This window comes from Nostoc sp. UIC 10890 (assembly GCF_054786515.1).
Window position 1 is genome coordinate 2,016,197 of the sequence record NZ_JBSGKF010000001.1, and the last position, 18,092, is coordinate 2,034,288.

The window sequence follows — 18,092 nt, forward strand, 5'->3', positions numbered from 1 at the left end:
TCTTAAAGAAGTCGGGGATCTCGTAGCCCAGCAAAATTAATGGGACAGACCATTAGTAGTTCGCCAAGTGAACTTGGCGGGGTAAAGGGAAAGGTTTTAAATCCCTTACCCTTTCCCCTTTCCCCAGACCTCAGCATTTTTGGATTGGCAGACCACTAGTAGGCATAGCCCTTTGTAGACATTGCTTTCCATCCTGTGCCCAAAACTAAGCAATTTAGTCACTAAGGCTGAAAAAATCATCATAGGTAGATGGCCATCATTTGCAAAACAAGTATAATTACTTACTGATGAACCCATCAAAAACCTTTTGGAATGGAGTGTCGAAATGACATTAGCAACGACTCCACAAACAAAGCCTTTAACAGATGAAGAATTACGGAAGATAAACGCCTACTGGCGTGCAGCTAACTATCTTTCCGTTGGGCAAATATATCTACTCGACAATCCGCTACTAAGAGAACCTCTAAAGCTAGAACACGTTAAACCCAGACTCTTGGGGCACTGGGGAACAACACCAGGGCTGAACTTGATTTATGTTCACCTGAATCGAGTCATCAAAAAATATGACCTCAACACCATCTATATTGCTGGCCCTGGTCATGGAGGTCCTGGACTGGTAGCCAATACCTACTTAGAAGGCACTTACACCGAGTATTATCACAACATCTCCCAAGATGCTGAAGGAATCCAAAAACTCTTCAAACAATTTTCTTTCCCCGGTGGTATTCCCAGTCACGTTGCACCGGAAACCCCCGGTTCTATCCACGAAGGCGGGGAACTAGGTTATGCCCTTGTCCACGCTTTCGGTGCTGCCTTTGATAACCCTGACTTGATAGTTGCTGCTGTTGTGGGTGACGGCGAAGCTGAAACAGGTGCTTTAGCAACTAGCTGGCATTCCAACAAGTTTCTTAACCCTGTGCATGATGGGGCTGTACTGCCGATTCTCCACTTGAATGGGTATAAAATTGCTAACCCAACGGTATTGGCACGTATCAGCCATGAGGAATTAGAAAGCTTATTTGTAGGCTACGGCTACAAGCCCTACTTTGTCGAAGGTGACGATCCCGCAGATGTACATCAGCAGATGGCGGCGACTCTAGATATAGCGATCGCAGAAATTCAAAGCATCCAAAGAGAAGCCCGCGTACATGGTTTCACCGAACGTCCTCAGTGGCCGATGATTGTCATGAAAACCCCCAAAGGTTGGACAGGGCCCAAGGAAGTAGATGGCAAAAAAACCGAAGGTTATTGGCGATCGCATCAAGTTCCCTTTGGCAACATAGCCAAACAGCCAGAACACCTAAAACTCCTAGAAGATTGGATGAAGAGTTACCAACCAGAAGAACTCTTCGACGCTAACGGCACACTGATTCCAGAACTAGCAGAATTGGCTCCCAAAGGTCATCGACGCATGGGTGACAATCCCCACGCCAACGGCGGTATCTTGCTGCATGACCTGAAGATGCCCGACTTTCAAGACTATGCTGTAGATGTTTCTCAACCTGGGAAGGCGATCGCTGAAGCTACCCAAGTTGCAGGAAAATTCCTGCGGGATATCATGCAACTTAACCAAGAAAGCCGCAACTTCCGCATCGTCGGCCCCGATGAAACGGTATCAAATCGCTTAGGCGGTGTATTGGAAGTCACAGACCGGAGTTGGGTAGCCGAGAAACTCCCAGAAGATGACCACCTTTCCCCCGATGGTCGGGTGATGGAAATTCTCAGCGAAACTTGTTGTCAAGGATGGCTAGAAGGCTACCTCCTCACAGGTCGCCACGGCTTTTTCTCTTGCTATGAGGCCTTCATCCACATCATTGACTCGATGTTCAATCAGCACGCCAAATGGCTGAAAACAACCAGAGATATTCCCTGGCGTAGACCAATTGCTTCTCTCAATTACCTACTCACATCCCACGTTTGGCGACAAGACCATAACGGCTTTTCCCACCAAGACCCCGGTTTTATCGACCATGTAGTTAACAAAAAAGCAGAAATCGTTCGTGTTTATTTGCCCCCCGATGCCAACACTTTGCTATCGGTAACTGACCACTGCTTGAGAAGCCGCAACTATGTCAACGTTATCGTTGCCGGAAAGCAACCCGCATTGCAATATCTCAACATGGATGCTGCTATCAAGCACTGCACCAAAGGCATCGGTATTTGGGAATGGGCAAGCAACGACCAAGGCGGCGAACCAGATGTAGTGCTGGGTTGTGCTGGGGATATTCCCACCTTAGAAACCTTGGCTGCTGTAGACATTCTGCGCCAGCACTTCCCCGACTTAAAGGTACGGGTAGTAAATGTAGTGGATTTGATGACACTACAGCCAAAAAGTGAACATCCCCACGGTTTGAGTGAAAAAGACTTTGATACAATTTTCACCACCGATAAACCAATTATCTTTGCCTTTCATGGCTATCCTTGGCTGATTCATCGCCTAACCTATCGCCAGACTAATCACAAAAACCTCCATGTGCGTGGCTACAAGGAAGAGGGAACTACCACCACTCCCTTTGATATGGTTGTGCTTAACGATCTAGATCGCTTCCATTTGGTAATTGATGTAATTAATCGCGTGCCGAAATTAGGATACAAGGCAGCTTATGTCAAACAGCAGATGCAAGATAAGCTGATCGAACACAAGCATTACATTGAGAAGTACGGCGACGATATGCCGGAAATTCGCGATTGGAAGTGGCCGTATTAAGAGGGGATAACGATAGAGAGGCAGAGGGGAAACTCTTCTCCCTGCTTCTCCCTGCTTCTCCCTTTTTTAGTTGAGTTCGTAGTATAGGACTCCTATTTGATTTTTGAAAAAAATCAGTACAACTTGAAGAGGCTTGTTTCCTGTTGCCTATTGCCTATTGCCTATTGCCTATTGCCTATTGCCTATTGCCTATTGCCTACCTACGCAAATAATTTCAGAAATCAAAGCGGATTCCTATAATCACTTTAGTGCTTAAAAATCCAGGACTAAAGTCCTGACTACAAACTTATTCTCTCCTCAAAATTAATGGGACAGATTAGTAGTGAAGCCGAAAAGCATTTGCATAACTTTTGAACTTTGCAGTGAAAAATACTTTAAGTTACTTAATGCATCAACCGCTACCTACTTTCATGGTTAGCGTTACGATAGCTATGTATTTTCTTAAAGTATAAATATGGCTCAAATTTTTTACGTAAATTCAGTAACAGGCAGTGATACTAACCCAGGTAGTCAACAAGCCCCCTTCAAAACTATTACCCAAGCCCTCAAGGTAGCTACTGTTGATACCAAGATTCAACTGGCAGATGGTAATTACAATGCTGCTAGCGGTGAAGTCTTTCCCCTAACGGTTCCATCTGGGGTGACAGTGGTAGGTAATGAAACCAACAAAGGCGATCGCATTTTGATTGAAGGGAGTGGTAATTATCTAAGCCGTACTTTTGCTGGTCAGAATGTCACATTTGTGTTACTGGATAAAGCTGAACTCCGGGGAGTGACTGTAACAAATCTGGCTAGCCGTGGTAGTGGTATCTGGATTGAATCAACTGCCCCTACTGTAGCTAATAGCACCTTCAAAAACTGTAAGCGTGAGGGTGTATTTGCTACAGGCGAGGCTAATCCAGTTATTCTAGGTAATGTGTTCAGTGAGAATGCAGCTAATGGAATTGCGATCGCAAAAAATTCCAAAGGCCAAATTGAAAATAATACCTTCTTTAAAACAGGTTTTGGCATCGCTATTAGTGATACTGCATCACCCATCCTTCGAGATAACAGAATTTACGAAAACCGTTCTGGAATTGTCATCTCTGGTAGTTCTCGTCCTCTATTACGTAATAATGTCAGTGAAAATAACACTGATGATGGCATCACAGTAATTGGAACTGCCCTACCAGATATCGGCAGTACCAATAATCCAGGAGGAAATACTCTACGCAATAACGGTAAATTTGATTTGCAAAATGCCAGTTCCAATAAGCTGATTTCTCTAGGAAATAAAATAGATGCGTCTAAAGTCACTGGAAATGTAGAGTTTGCAGATAGTTCGGTTCCAACACCCACGCCCACGCCAACACCGACACCAACCCCAACTCCAACTCCCACGCCAACTCCAACTCCAACTCCCACACCAACTCCAACTCCAACTCCCACGCCAACTCCAACTCCAACTCCCACACCAACTCCAACGCCAACTCCAACGCCAACACCTACTCCAACGCCTACTCCCACTATCGAATTAACCGATATTGCGAATCATTGGGCAGGTGGGTTTATTCGGGAATTAGTCAAATTGGGGATAATTAACGGTTTTCCCGATCGCACATTTAAACCCGATGCAACTATGACACGGGCACAATACGCCGCATTACTGGTAAAAGCTTTCAACCCATCGCCCAACCGCGCGGCGATCAAATTCAAAGATGTACCAGCAGACTTTTGGGCATCTAAAGTTATTGAGCAGGCATATCAAGGTTCATTTCTCTCTGGTTTTCCCGACAATACCTTTGGCCCTAACAAAAATATTCAGCGCGTGCAAGTGATTGTCTCTCTGGTGAATGGACTGAAGTTATCTGCTGATGGTACAGCAAACATCAAAGTTTTTGATGACCAATCTAAGATTCCTGAATATGCCAAGGATGAGGTAATAAAAGCTATAGACAAAGAAATTATCGTCAATTACCCGAACCTGAAACAACTCAATCCTACCCGCGATGCTACACGCGGTGAAGTAGCAGCGATCGTGTATCAAGCTTTGGTAGATGCTGGTCGTGTAGTAGCGATCAACTCGCCTTATGTAGTTGCTGCTTGATTGGTCATTTGTCATTTGTCATTGGTCATTGGTCATTGGTCATTGGTCATTTGTCATTGGTCATTTGTCATTTGTCATTTGTCATTGGTCATTGGTCGAGTTTTTTGGTACATACCTGGCCCGAAGTTAAGCGAAAAATTTTCTTGACTTCGGACGCCCGTGCTTTGGTGCAAACTAGATAGAAGAAGAGAGCGATCGCCACTAATATTTGCTATTTGCTGCTTATCATAGTGTTTTTTCTTACCCCTTTCCCTTTTCCCCTTAACCGAGCAGTTTTGGCATTATTGGCATTTTGCCACCTTCTGTACTTATTACCATCTTCGAGTAATAGAATTAGTAACGAAGCCTTTGTAAAGCCTTCGACTATCAAAATGTAAAGCTTTAGTAGCAGATTTTACCAAGTGTAGAAAAACAAAAATCTGTATTCAAAGTAAGCTTGTAGCATATAAAACGCTTGTAAGATTTTTATGACTTCCCGGATTCGCTTTTTAATGTGTCCTCCTGACCACTACGATGTGGACTATGTGATTAATCCTTGGATGGAAGGGAATATTCACAAATCATCGCGCGATCGCGCCGTGGAACAGTGGCAGGGACTACACGAGATTCTGAAACAACACGCCATTGTAGACTTAGTACCACCGGAAAAAGGTTGGCCTGATTTGGTTTTTACCGCCAACGCTGGCTTAGTACTAGGGGATACTGTCGTCCTCAGTCGCTTTTTACATAAAGAACGTCAGGGAGAGGAACCTTTCTTCAAACAATGGTTTGAGGCAAATGGTTATACAGTCAATGAACTTCCTAAAGATTTGCCCTTTGAGGGAGCAGGAGATGCACTGCTAGATCGGGAAGGACGCTGGTTATGGGCGGGATACGGTTTCCGCTCGGAATTAGATTCTCACCCTTATCTAGCTAAATGGCTGGATATTGAGGTTCTCTCACTGCGACTCATCGATGAACGTTTCTATCACCTGGATACCTGTTTTTGTCCTTTAGCAAATGGCTATTTGCTGTACTATCCAGGCGCTTTTGATTCTTACTCCAACCGCTTAATTGAAATGCGAGTCGCACCCGAAAAGCGAATCGCCCTTGCGGAAGCCGATGCAGTCAACTTCGCTTGTAATGCGGTGAATGTGGACAGCATTGTGATCATGAACAAGGCGAGTGAAGCTTTGAAAACCCGCCTTGCAGATTTAGGTTTCCAAGTGCTGGAAACACCACTGACGGAATTTCTCAAAGCTGGTGGTGCGGCTAAATGCTTAACTTTGCGGGTAACAGAGCCAGTTAGGGATGAAATTCATGCCAATGTCTCGGTAGAAAGCCGTATCATTCGCATGGAAGGACATTTGCTGGATGCTGGCTTAATTAACCGCGCCTTGGATTTGATTATAGATGCCGGGGGAAGTTTCCAAGTCCTGAATTTCAACTTGGGAGAACAACGGCAAAGTACTTCAGCCGCAGAGGTGAGGGTATCAGCACCATCTCATGAGGTGATGGAAGAAATCATCTCCCTATTGATTGATTTGGGTGCAGTAGATTTACCCCATGACGAGCGAGATGCCATCCTGGAGCCTGTGATTCAAAATGGGGTTGCGCCCGATGATTTCTACGTCAGTACAATTTATCCTACCGAAGTCCGAATTAAGGGTCAGTGGGTGAAGGTAGAAAATCAGCGGATGGATGGCGCGATCGCAATTACTCAAACTCCCTCTGGCTTAGTTGCTCGGTGTAAAATACTCCGCGATTTAGAAGTTGGTGAACAGGTAATTGTAGATGTATTAGGTATCCGCACCATCCGCAAAACTGAATCACGCGAACAACGCAGCACTCAAGAATTCAGCTTCATGTCGGCAGGTGTTTCCAGCGAACGGCGCGTGGAATTAGTCGTTGAGCAAGTAGCTTGGGAATTACGTAAAATCCGCGATGCTGGCGGTAAAGTAGTTGTCACGGCTGGCCCCGTGGTGATTCACACTGGTGGCGGCGAACATCTGGCGCAACTAGTTCGGGAAGGATATGTACAGGCGTTGCTTGGTGGGAATGCGATCGCAGTTCACGACATCGAGCAAAATATCATGGGTACTTCCTTGGGTGTGGACATGAAGCGGGGTGTCGCCGTCCGTGGTGGACACCGCCATCACCTCAAGGTAATTAACAGTATCCGCCGTTATGGCAGCATTCCCAAAGCTGTGGAAGCGGGAGCAATTAAAAGTGGCGTGATGTATGAGTGTGTCCACAATAACGTGCCTTTTGTGCTTGCGGGATCGATTCGGGATGACGGGCCTTTACCTGACACCCAAATGGATTTGATTAAAGCACAGGAGGAATATGCCAAACACCTAGAAGGTGCAGAGATGATTTTGATGCTTTCATCAATGCTGCACTCCATTGGCGTGGGGAATATGACTCCGGCTGGTGTGAAAATGGTGTGTGTGGATATTAATCCAGCTGTGGTGACTAAATTAAGCGATCGCGGTTCTGTAGAATCGGTAGGTGTAGTTACAGATGTAGGATTGTTCCTTAGTCTGTTGATTCAGCAGTTGGATAAGTTGACAAGTCCATACATCAATAAGGTAGGTTAATTCATATCTTGCACCTAGGGCGTGTTTTCAAAGTCTTAGATCCCCCCAATCCCCCTTAAAAAGGCTACGGTGTACACACAAATCGAATTACCCCCCTTAATCCCCCCTTGCAAAGGGGGGAAAAAGAAATCAATCCGGTTCCCTCCCCTTTGCAAGGGGAGGGTTAGGGTGGGGTAAAAACTTGGTTAATCCGCTATTTCAGACTTGTGTGTACACCGTAGCCTTAAAAAGGGGGGAGAGTCTCTTAAAGTCCCCCTTTTTAAGGGGGATTTAGGGGGATCTAAAAAGTTAGGAGGCTAAACAAATAGTTTGTAAACACGCCCGTAGCCCTAGTGATTAAAAATCGCGGCTATCTAAACAAAGTCCGCGCAGGCGGATTAAAAGTTTTCAACCCGCGTAGGCGGGTTTTGCCTGTATAGCCGCGACTTCTAGTCGCCTGGTGCAAAATATAAGTTAAGAGACGAACCACAAAGGATGCAGAGAAAGGGAGATGACAAGAGTAGCTTTCAGTGAAGAGTTGCAGGTTAGTTGGGTCAGTTTGATTGCTGATTTCTTGTTGGTAGGAATGGTTTTTGGCCCGCCAGTGGCTCCCTTTCTGGCTGCGTCTGGAGTACCTTTGCTTCCTGGGATTGCGGACATCATTTATTTCATGGGTAATCATGTGTGTCCACAACCAGAGATGGGGTTAGATTTAGCACCACCGTTTATTATGGCTGTGTGTATGCGCTGCTACGGCACTGTGACGGGTTTGCTGATTACTCGTCTGCTGTATGGGCTAACTGGTGGTAAAGGATTTTACTGGTTAAGTCAGTATGGCTGGAGTGGTGCTGCTTTAGCTAGTGTGCTGATGATGGCTTATCCCTTGGAATTAGCAGCACAGATTTTCGGTTGGTGGGGTTTTAATAACTATCTGGTGACGCCTTTTGGGTTGATTACAGGTTTGGCGTGGGGATTGTTTACCATGCCTCTTTTACATGGGTGGCGGGGTGCTAAAACTAGTTTGAACCAATTGTAGGTTTTATCACACAACTTGTAGAGTGGATTAATTTTTGCAAAATGTAATGTCCGATGGGTTGCCGGGTGTCACTGAGGAGCCTCCCTCCGCCATCCTCGAAGAGGCGGCGCGGGGAGTATGTCATATATTGCAATTACGTGAGCACCCTTAAATTTACCTCTTAACTAGTGCTTTTTTACTCCAATTTGGTAGATAATAGAACTAAGTATGAGCAAAAATAGAGAACTCATATTTCAGGAGCTTTAATGACTAGACGTATTACCAATGCTGTAAATTCACTAGTGACAAACTTATCCCGACGAAATGCACTTCTGTGGCTTGGAGGTAGCGGAGTAACTACCGCCTTGATGGTGGCAACACAAAATGAAGTGAGCGCTAAAGACAAGCAAGAGTTGAAATTGGTGAACCCACCAACCTTATATAATCCAACCCAAAATGGTTATAGTCATATAGCTATTACACCAGCAAGGGCGAAAACCGTCTATATTTCTGGTCAATTTGGTTCGGATTTACAAGGTAATCTCGTCTCCGCTGACTTTGAACAGCAGTTAATACAGGCTTTTAAAAACCTCCGTTATGCCTTAGCAGCGGTTGGTGCACAGCCACAAGATGTAGCAAAAACTACTGTTCTTATAGCGGATTACAACCAAAATAAATTGATACCGTTAGGGCGTGAAATTATTAATTTTTGGGGGAATAAACCACCAGCAAACACTCTTATTCCCGTTCCTAGACTTGCACTTGACGGTATGTTGTTTGAAATTGATGCTTATGCGGTAATTCCAGAAAAGCGTGATTAAACAAGAGGCAAGGGAGCAGTGAGCCTCTCCATTAAACCAATTCGCAATTCGCAATAATTGATGGGTAAATCCTCTGTAGAGACGGCGATTTATCACGTCTCTCTAACTTGGCTCTTTAAAAGTTAAAGGGAAAGAGCGAAAGGTTTTTAATCCCTTTCCCTTTAATCTTTCTCCAGCCCTAACAAAGGTATTTTTGGCTTGAAAAATTATTAGATTATAGCAATTTGCGAAAATAATGCGACAGATGCGTAGATTGGGTTAAACGTAGTCAAACCCAAAAAAAATTTAGGTTTTTAAGATTGAGTTTAGTTCTTCAATCCAACCTATATCTGTCGCAATCATTTTTTTAAATGGTACATAAGTTTTGCAGTTTCCTGCTGAAAAGGCGTTGCTGAATTAAGGGATGATTCTTGTGGGGTGGGCATCCTGCCCGCCCGGAAATACAAGAGACGGGCAAGATGCCCATCCCACAAAAATAGTAAAATCATCCCACAAATATGCAACCCCGCTGAAAAAATCGATACTTTTGTGTGGGGTATCCTATGTCTGCATTTGATGCCTAAAAGTTTTTTCTCCACTGCTGGACTTTAGAAATAACGTCTAGATAAATTTGGTTGTCACCGAGTTTTATCAACAGCCTGGTAGTTTTAAATCTAAAGTTAACTCACAGTAATATTTACCAATAAACATTAAATTATCGTTACTAATTTGGGAACAATAAGTTTAGAAATCACTAGGATTTAGCAATATGTTCAGCACTCATGTTAGTATTTCTGGATATCAGGTCATTGAAGAAATCTATAATGGTTCGAGAACTATAGTTTATCGGGGGTATCGAGAAACTGACTCATTACCTGTAGTGATCAAACTGTTGAAAAATCCATATCCCTCCTTCAATGAACTGGTGCAGTTTCGCAATCAATACACCATTGCCAAAAATCTCAACTCATCCCTGATCATCCAAACCTACAGCCTGGATGTGTATCAAAATGGCTATGCGTTGGTGATGGAAGATTTTGGCGGCATTTCTCTCAAAGACTATTTTACTAGTGAACATACGCGAGATATCAGGTTTTTACAAGAGTTTTTGCAAATAGCGATCGCACTGTGTAACGCCTTAGAGATACTCTATAGTCAGCGCATTATTCATAAAGACATCAAACCGAGCAACATCTTAATTAATCCTGATTCCAAACAAGTTAAATTAATCGATTTTAGTATTGCCTCTCTATTACCAAGAGAAACGCAAACGCTAATCAGCCCCAATGTGTTAGAAGGAACACTAGCTTATATTTCTCCAGAACAAACAGGGAGAATGAATCGGGGGATTGACTACCGGACTGATTTTTATTCACTTGGTGTAACTTTCTACGAGTTACTCACAGGAAATTTACCTTTTCAATCAAATGAAGCAATGGAGTTGGTGCATTCCCATCTTGCTAAAATAGCCCCCTTAATATATCAAATTAACTCACAAATACCGCCTGTAATTTCAGATATCGTCAGCAAATTGATGGCAAAAAATGCTGAAGATCGCTATCAGAGTATATTCGGATTGAAGTATGATTTAGAAATTAGTTTGTCTCAACTGAAGACAACAGGACAAATTGAAAGTTTCCCCATTGCCCAAAGGGATATGTGCGATAGATTTATTATCCCTGATAAACTCTATGGTCGAGAATTAGAAGTACAAATCTTACTACAAGCATTTGAAAATGTCAGTCTAGGGGCAACAGAAATAACACTGGTAGTTGGATTTTCAGGGATTGGTAAAACTGCGGTTGTTAACGAAATTCATAAACCTATTGTTCGACAACGCGGTTATTTTATCAAAGGTAAATTTGACCAATTTAATAAAAATATTCCTTTTTCCGCATTTGTCCAAGCTTTCCGTAATTTTATGGAGCAGCTATTAGCAGAAAGCGCTATTAAAATACAAGAATGGAAGCATAAAATTGTTCAAGCATTAGGTGAAGACGGACAGGTAATTATTGAAGTCATTCCTGAATTAGAAAGAATTATTGGCAGACAACCACCTGCACCAGAATTATCAGGTAATGCAGCACAAAACCGATTTAATTTATTATTTCAAAAATTTCTTCAAGTATTTACAACTAAAGAACATCCCTTAGTCATATTCTTAGATGACTTACAGTGGGTAGATTCGGCTTCATTGAAACTGATGCAATTATTAATGAATGAAGCTAATCAGGGCTATTTATTATTAATTGGTGCGTATCGAGACAATGAAGTATTTCCAGCACATCCGTTGATGGTGATGTTGGATAAAATTCACAAAACAGGTGTAACTGTCAATAGGTTAATTCTGAAGCCGCTTAACCAATTACAATTAAATCAACTTGTAGCTGATACGTTAAATTGTGCAGAAAGTGTGGCATTATCTCTTTCACAATTGATTTATCGTAAAGCTCAAGGTAATCCATTTTTCGCAACTCAGCTTCTCAAATCATTATATCAAGATAAACTGATTCAATTCAATTTTGTAGAGGGATGTTGGCAATGTGACATTTCCCAAATAAATCAACAAACTCTCGCAGATGATGTTGTTGAGTTTATGGTATTTCAATTACGAAGACTGCCAGAATTAACTCAACAACAATTGAAGCTAGCTGCTTGTATTGGAAATCAGTTTGATTTAAAAACATTAACGATTGTTTCTAAACAATCGGAGGTAGAAACCGCAGATTGCTTGTGGAAGGCTTTGCAAGAAGGGTTGATTTTGCCGCAAAGTGAGGTTTATAAGTTTTTTGTTGGTTCAGAAAATCAAGCAGCTACTCAAGAACATTCTGAGATGGTTGTATATAAATTTTTACACGATCGCGTCCAGCAAGCTGCATATTCACTCATTCCAGAAGCCGAAAAACAGTCAACACACCTGCAAATTGGGCGATTGTTGTTGCAGAATACACTTCCAGAGCACCAAGAGTCAAGAATTTTTGCGATCGCTAACCAATTCAATTACGGACTGGATTTATTAGAGGAACCTGGTGAACGAGAACATCTAGCCCGGTTAAATCTGATAGCTGGTTGTAAAGCCAAGAACTCCACTGCTTATGCGACAGCAGTTGAGTATTTAAAAGTGGCGATGCTTCTATTACCGATAAATGCTTGGCAAAGTAGCTACGATTTAGCCCTTTCTGTTTACGAATCTGCGGCTGAAGCAGAATATCTCAATACAAACTTTGAGTCATCAAAATCATTAGTAGAGATTATCCTCAAAAACGCTAAATCTCCGTTAGAAAAAGTTCGTACATACGAGATTCAAATCCAATCTTATACAGCACAAAATAAATTCGTTGAAGCAATCGCTACAGGTAGAGAAGCACTCCAATTACTAGATTTGAGGTTACCTGAAGAAGGTAATCCTCAAATGATTTTTGATGAACATCACCAGTTGCAACAAATGTTGGTTCATCAATCGATTTCAGCATTGGCAGATTTGCCAGAAATAACCGATCCCCAAAAATTAGTTGCACTCCGCATTTTATCAGGTTTGTTTGCCCCGGTTTATATAGCCAAACCGATGTTGTTGCCACTGAAGATTTTTACAATGATCCGAATTTGCATCCAGTATGGCAACTCACCACAGGCAGCTGTTGCTTACAGTCTCTATGGATTATTTTTGTGCAGTATTGGTGCAATTGAAGATGGGTATAACTTTGGAAAACTGGCAGTACAACTTTTAGAAAAATTTCAAACCAAAGAGCTTAAAAGCAGAGTATATCTAACATTCAGCCTGTTTATTAAACACTGGAAAGATTCAATTAAATCCACATTAAGTTTATTTTTGGATGGATTGCAAAGTGGATTAGAAACCGGAAATTTAGAATATGTCGGCTATTGCGCTAATTGCTATTGTCAATTTCTATTTTGGAGTGGAGAAAACCTAGAAAATGCTGTGTTGGAGGCGGATAAATATTGCGAACTAATGCAGCAGATTAAACAAGAAGTATCTCTTGTTTGGGGAAATATTTGGCGGCAAACGCTTCTAAATTTACAAGGAGAAGCAATCGATCCCTGCTGTTTAACTGGTAAGCATTTTCACGAAGTAGAAATGTTACCAAATTTGATTGAAACTAACAATATCAATGGTATTTGTTATGTCTATTTGGCAAAAACGCTACTGGCTTATCTTTTTGGTGAATACGAATCTGCTTGGGAATATTCCCAAAAATTTGAGCAGTATGAACAGGGAGCAGCAGGCTTATTAATTGTTCCTTTGCGGAATTTCTATCAATCTCTGAGCTTGTTAGCCCTTTGTTCTGGGGTAAATGAAGCGCAGGAACAGCTTTATCTCCAGAAAGTAGCCCAAAACCAAGCAAAAATGCAAGAATGGGCAGATCATGCGCCAGTCAATTATCAGCACAAGTACAATTTAATTTTAGCTGAACAAGCTCGTGTAACTGGCGATCGCTTACAAGCCGCAGATTATTATGAAATTGCTATCCAAGAAGCGATCGCCAATGAATATGTTCAGGAAGTTGCGATCGCGAATGAACTTGCTGCCAAATTTTACTTAGAATGGGGTAAAGAAAAAGCCGCAGAAGGATATCTGCAACAAGCATATTACAGTTATGCCCGTTGGGGAGCAAAAGCCAAAACTGATGACTTGGAAAAACGCTATCCCAAATTACTCAAATCTATTTTGCAACAGCAAGAATTCAACTTCAATCCCTTAGAAAGCATAGCTAGCATTTCCCGTACATCAACTTACGCCACCAGCAGTACTAATATTTCTGATGCTCTAGATTTAACCTGCATTCTCAAAGCTGCTCAAACTATCTCCAGTTGTATCGAATTAGACGTATTAATTAGCAGTCTCACTCGCATTATCCTAGAAAATTCTGGTGCGAAAACGTCTGTATTAATTCTTCCTCAAGAAGATATTTGGCAAGTGCGGGCAATTACCTTTATCGATCAACAGACAAATTCTCAGACGGATGTCAAAACCATTCTTGATTCACAACTACTAGATGCTTGCCAAGATATTCCTAGAAAACTGATCAATTATGTTAAGAATACCCAAGAAACCGTCATCATAGACAATTGTAAAACAAGTATTCCTGGTGTAATTGGGGAATATATGCTCCTACATCAACCTCAAAGTGTTTTATGTGCGCCCATTATTAACCAAGGTCATTTGGTGGGGATTCTCTACTTAGAAAATCAACTGAATCAAGGAGTATTTACTAGTAACCGTTTACAAGTGATTAGCCTACTATCTTCTCAAGCAGCAATAGCCTTAGAAAATGCTCGACTTTATCAGCAAGCTGGGCAAGCTTTACAAGATTTGCAACAAGCTCAATTACAAATTGTGCAAAGTGAAAAGATGTCTGCATTGGGTAACTTAGTTGCTGGGGTAGCTCATGAAATGAATAATCCTCTTGGTTTTATTGCTGCCAGTCTCCAACAAGCTAAACCAACATTGATTGATATTACTAAACACTTGAAACTATATGAACAAATGTTTCCTATTCCTGGAGATGAAATTCTTACCCATGCCGAAGAAATCGATTTGGAATATAGCTTAGAAGATTTGCCCAAGATGATTGATTCGATGACGATAGCGTGTGACAGGCTCAAAAATATTAGCACCAGTTTACGTACTTTCTCTCGTGCCGATAGAGATTACAAAGTACCATTTAACATCCATGAAGGCATTGATAGTACAATTCTAATTTTAAAACATCGTCTCAAAGCCAATGATAGCCGTCCGGCAATTGAAGTAGTTACTGAGTATGGTGAATTCCCTCAAATCGAATGTTTTCCAGGACAATTGAATCAAGTATTTATGAATATTTTAGCAAATGCTATTGATGCATTAGATGAATCAAATATAGGCCGGAGTTTTGAGGAAATAAAAATTAATCTAAACAGAATTAAAATTATCACTTCTTTAAAAGAAAACCAAGTTGAGGTGAAAATTGCTGATAATGGGAAAGGCATGAATGAATCAGTTAGACAAAAAATATTTGACCACTTATTTACCACTAAAAGTGTTGGGAAAGGAACGGGATTAGGATTAGCGATCGCTCGACAAATTATAGTAGAAAAACATGGTGGTTCAATCGAATGCAATTCTTCTACAGAGCGTGGTACAGAATTTGTGATCTTAATTCCAGTTCGACATGAAGCGGTAAATGTTGATACTTTTGCAAATTCCTGATCTGCTATTGAAAGCACTCTTGATTCCCAAGGTTCCCCTCACAGGTTGTTTGAAAAGTGTTTCACTATGACTTTAGGCACTTTTCGATCTCCCCTAACCCCCCACTTTTTAAGCTACGGTGTACACACAAGTCGAAAAAAGCTTGATTTTCCATTCTTCTCTCGTTTATCTCGTTTACCTCGTTTTTATCTCGTTCCCATGTTCTACATGGGAATGCTCCTCGTGGAGGCTCTGCCTCCAATCTGGCATTGAGTCTCTGACTCAATGAATGCATTCCCAGTCGGAGACTGGGAACGAGGAAAGTCTTATCAAGCTAGGTTTTTAGGACTTGTGTGTACACCGTAGCAATGCATCGGGGGGATTAGGGGGGGTAATTTGACTTGTGTTTTACCACTGTCCTGAATTATCTTCTTGTTGCAAACCAATTAACTGTCGCCGCTTCCAAGCATAGTGAAGAATATTAATCCCTAATTCCTGAGCTGTACGAATAGTCAATCTGGGTAAACTCAAATCTCTATCCAGTCCCCAAGCAGTTGCTAAATCTCCAATTGCTAAAATAATTCCTCCACCGATTAACAGCTTAATTTGCTGTTGATTAACCATTGGCAAGGCAGCAAATAAGAAAGGTTTTGTCCTTAAAGGATGACTGCGTTGCAATTCTTCTAAAGGTCTTAAAGGACTCTCTAACTGTTGTGCTAAGGCTTGAGTACTCTCAATCAGAGGATTAGCATTTGTTGGTGCATCAACTAAAAGAACACCACCTAAATTTAAGTAATTTCTAAGGGATTCAAATTCGAGACTATTTAAAGATATGGCTTGTCCACCTGTGAGATAAAGTATGTCATAGTCTTGGATATTTTCTGCTAAAGAAACCTGACCTGGTTCATCAGCCCCTCGCAAACTTGGATATAAAGGTTCTACTGCTTGTAACAAATACGAAAGGCTGAAAAAATTACGCGCACATTCGGGATCACTATGATTCGCCTGCGCCATACAAACAAGTGCTTGGGGACGCATTTGTGCCTGACGACGATAACGCAAATCAATATTGTTATATCCAGGAAAGAAAGCATCCGCAGGTTGCGTAATTTCAGTATGTCCTGGTTGTAGAAGTATCCGACATATTTCTATTTCTGAACTGGCTGGTGTAGAGTTTCTTTGGTCAATTCGATAAGTTTCTTGGACAATATCTCTTTGCTGTCCGCGCCGCAATTCGTCAGGGTCTACATAGCTAACTACTAAGTAGATCATGAGCGGTTCAGAACTTACTACTTCTATATCAATGGGAAAATCATAAGAAGTCGGCACAACAATTAGATTACCTGCTAAATCAATTGCAATCCCAGGTTGAATTTGCACCCAACGTCCATCTCGATATCTCGCTTCAACTTGGCTTGGGGCAGTCACATCTCGCACGCCTAAACCACAGACAATTCCCGGTTGGTTTAAACTTTGATATTGAGCATTTTGCCGATTCCGGTGATATTCATGGGCTGTGCGCCAGCGTTCCGCATTAATTAATAAACCGTCTGCGGCTTGCAAGCGTTCAAAAGATTTAATTGGTGGGGGTGGGAAAGGATGGGACATAGTAATTTTAGATTTTGTATTTTAGATTAAAAGTCTATTTAATTTTATTTAATTACAAATTAAGAATCATTTAATTAGGTGGATTTTCGATAGATAATTCATAAGTGCAAAAAGCGGGTTTTTCTTGCTCTATTATTCTTTGGATAAGTTCTTCGTTGATAATGCCACTAGAAATATTGGAACGCAAACGCACTATAAAATGATATGGTTGTCCACCTGCTAAAACAGCATTTCCTAATTGTGCGTCTCCTATAATGAAACTTGGGCCAAAAGGTTCTGTAATACTAATATGTTTATCAGCTTCATTAGGTAAATGCTCATCTAGCGGTAAACCAGTATAAAGATGTAAATAGAGACGTAATCCTTTACGAGTTCCCCGCCAGCGATAAAGTTCTACAGCCCGGCGAATTAAACGCCGTTGTTGTTGGAGATCCCAAACTGAATCTACTTGCCAAGCAACCCAATGAGCCATAAAGGGTAGTAGTGCTTGCGGTGCTGTCAAGGGATCGAGGTTTGCCCACATGACATTGTAACTATTAACTATTGGTTGAAAAGCTTGCTCAAATATTTTCATGAAGCGACCAATAAAGTCCACTTCCCGATACAAAATTGGCAAGAATTCCATGTAGGCAGTGTAGGGACGGATGTATAAATCGAAATACTCGCTTCTTTCGATTTGTTCGTTGTCTGTGCCTGGATCTATATGTAGAGTAATTAGGCTGCGAAAATTGAGCGTTAGTTTGTCTTTTTTTCCAGGATAAATTGCTTCTTGATCTTCAAAAAATGTGTCAGGAATTGAGAAGTAGAGAACAGCATCCATCTGTCCACGAGGCGGTATTTCACTACCTTCTGTGCCAATTTGACACCATTGGGATGGGAAGTTTCCTTCAACGCTTAATCTTACCCGTAAAGGACGTTGTTCTAAGTTTTGCACTTGCACAATCATCTCGCTGGGATGTCCAGGATGCAAGAGCAAACTACGTCCAGCGACATCAATGTTTTCTGCATTTGCAAATGCTAAACCCGCCACAGGTAAAGCTTCGGGAATTTGCATTGGCGTTAATTGAATGCTTACAGCTGGACTAGAGCGACTTTGAACCATAGGAGTGGGGAGTGGGGAGTGGGGAATGG

8 protein-coding genes are annotated in these 18,092 nt (G+C 41.8%); 6 read left to right on the forward strand and 2 right to left on the reverse strand.

Annotated features, from left to right (window positions below; all coding sequences use genetic code 11):
- Nucleotides 1–325 precede the first annotated feature (325 nt).
- The 6 genes from ACWATR_RS08080 (at nt 326) to ACWATR_RS08105 (ending at nt 15,374) form a co-directional block, all read left to right on the forward strand.
- Entirely contained in the window at nt 326–2,707 is a 2,382-nt protein-coding gene (locus ACWATR_RS08080) for a phosphoketolase family protein (RefSeq protein ID WP_460331230.1), read from the forward strand.
- 454 nt (nt 2,708–3,161) lie between these two features.
- Nucleotides 3,162–4,793, forward strand: a complete 1,632-nt coding sequence (locus tag ACWATR_RS08085) for a DUF1565 domain-containing protein (protein ID WP_460331232.1) — start codon at nt 3,162–3,164, stop codon at nt 4,791–4,793.
- A gap of 467 nt (nt 4,794–5,260) precedes the next feature.
- Nucleotides 5,261–7,372, forward strand: coding sequence for a bifunctional arginine dihydrolase/ornithine cyclodeaminase (gene argZ / locus ACWATR_RS08090; RefSeq protein ID WP_460331234.1), 2,112 nt, complete (start codon nt 5,261–5,263; stop codon nt 7,370–7,372).
- Between the two features lie 490 nt (nt 7,373–7,862).
- The gene (locus ACWATR_RS08095) at nt 7,863–8,387 is read left to right on the forward strand and encodes a DUF2085 domain-containing protein (RefSeq protein ID WP_460331236.1); all 525 of its coding nucleotides are present in this window, start codon (nt 7,863–7,865) and stop codon (nt 8,385–8,387) included.
- Between the two features lie 245 nt (nt 8,388–8,632).
- Nucleotides 8,633–9,187, forward strand: a complete 555-nt coding sequence (locus tag ACWATR_RS08100; protein ID WP_460331238.1) for a RidA family protein — start codon at nt 8,633–8,635, stop codon at nt 9,185–9,187.
- Nucleotides 9,188–9,935: 748 nt separating this feature from the next.
- A complete protein-coding gene (locus ACWATR_RS08105; protein ID WP_460331241.1) occupies nt 9,936–15,374 on the forward strand; it encodes a trifunctional serine/threonine-protein kinase/ATP-binding protein/sensor histidine kinase in 5,439 nt (1,812 codons plus the stop codon).
- Nucleotides 15,375–15,761: 387 nt separating this feature from the next.
- Here ACWATR_RS08105 and ACWATR_RS08110 read toward each other — a convergent pair whose 3' ends face one another.
- Nucleotides 15,762–16,961: a DUF4159 domain-containing protein gene (locus ACWATR_RS08110; protein ID WP_460331242.1), complete on the reverse strand. Its 1,200-nt coding sequence runs from the start codon at nt 16,959–16,961 to the stop codon at nt 15,762–15,764.
- A 70-nt stretch (nt 16,962–17,031) separates the two neighbouring features.
- Complete coding sequence (locus ACWATR_RS08115) at nt 17,032–18,063, reverse strand: phage tail protein (protein WP_460331244.1); 1,032 nt, start codon at nt 18,061–18,063, stop codon at nt 17,032–17,034.
- Between the last annotated feature and the right edge of the window lie 29 nt (nt 18,064–18,092).

What these genes read in the sequence shown, in the direction of transcription:
- ACWATR_RS08080 (WP_460331230.1), top strand. Translation starts at nt 326, where the DNA reads ATGACATTAGCAACGACTCCACAAACAAAGCCTTTAACAGATGAAGAA.
- ACWATR_RS08085 (WP_460331232.1), top strand. Translation starts at nt 3,162, where the DNA reads ATGGCTCAAATTTTTTACGTAAATTCAGTAACAGGCAGTGATACTAAC.
- argZ (WP_460331234.1), top strand. Translation starts at nt 5,261, where the DNA reads ATGACTTCCCGGATTCGCTTTTTAATGTGTCCTCCTGACCACTACGAT.
- ACWATR_RS08095 (WP_460331236.1), top strand. Translation starts at nt 7,863, where the DNA reads ATGACAAGAGTAGCTTTCAGTGAAGAGTTGCAGGTTAGTTGGGTCAGT.
- ACWATR_RS08100 (WP_460331238.1), top strand. Translation starts at nt 8,633, where the DNA reads ATGACTAGACGTATTACCAATGCTGTAAATTCACTAGTGACAAACTTA.
- ACWATR_RS08105 (WP_460331241.1), top strand. Translation starts at nt 9,936, where the DNA reads ATGTTCAGCACTCATGTTAGTATTTCTGGATATCAGGTCATTGAAGAA.
- ACWATR_RS08110 (WP_460331242.1), bottom strand. Translation starts at nt 16,961, where the DNA reads ATGTCCCATCCTTTCCCACCCCCACCAATTAAATCTTTTGAACGCTTG.
- ACWATR_RS08115 (WP_460331244.1), bottom strand. Translation starts at nt 18,063, where the DNA reads ATGGTTCAAAGTCGCTCTAGTCCAGCTGTAAGCATTCAATTAACGCCA.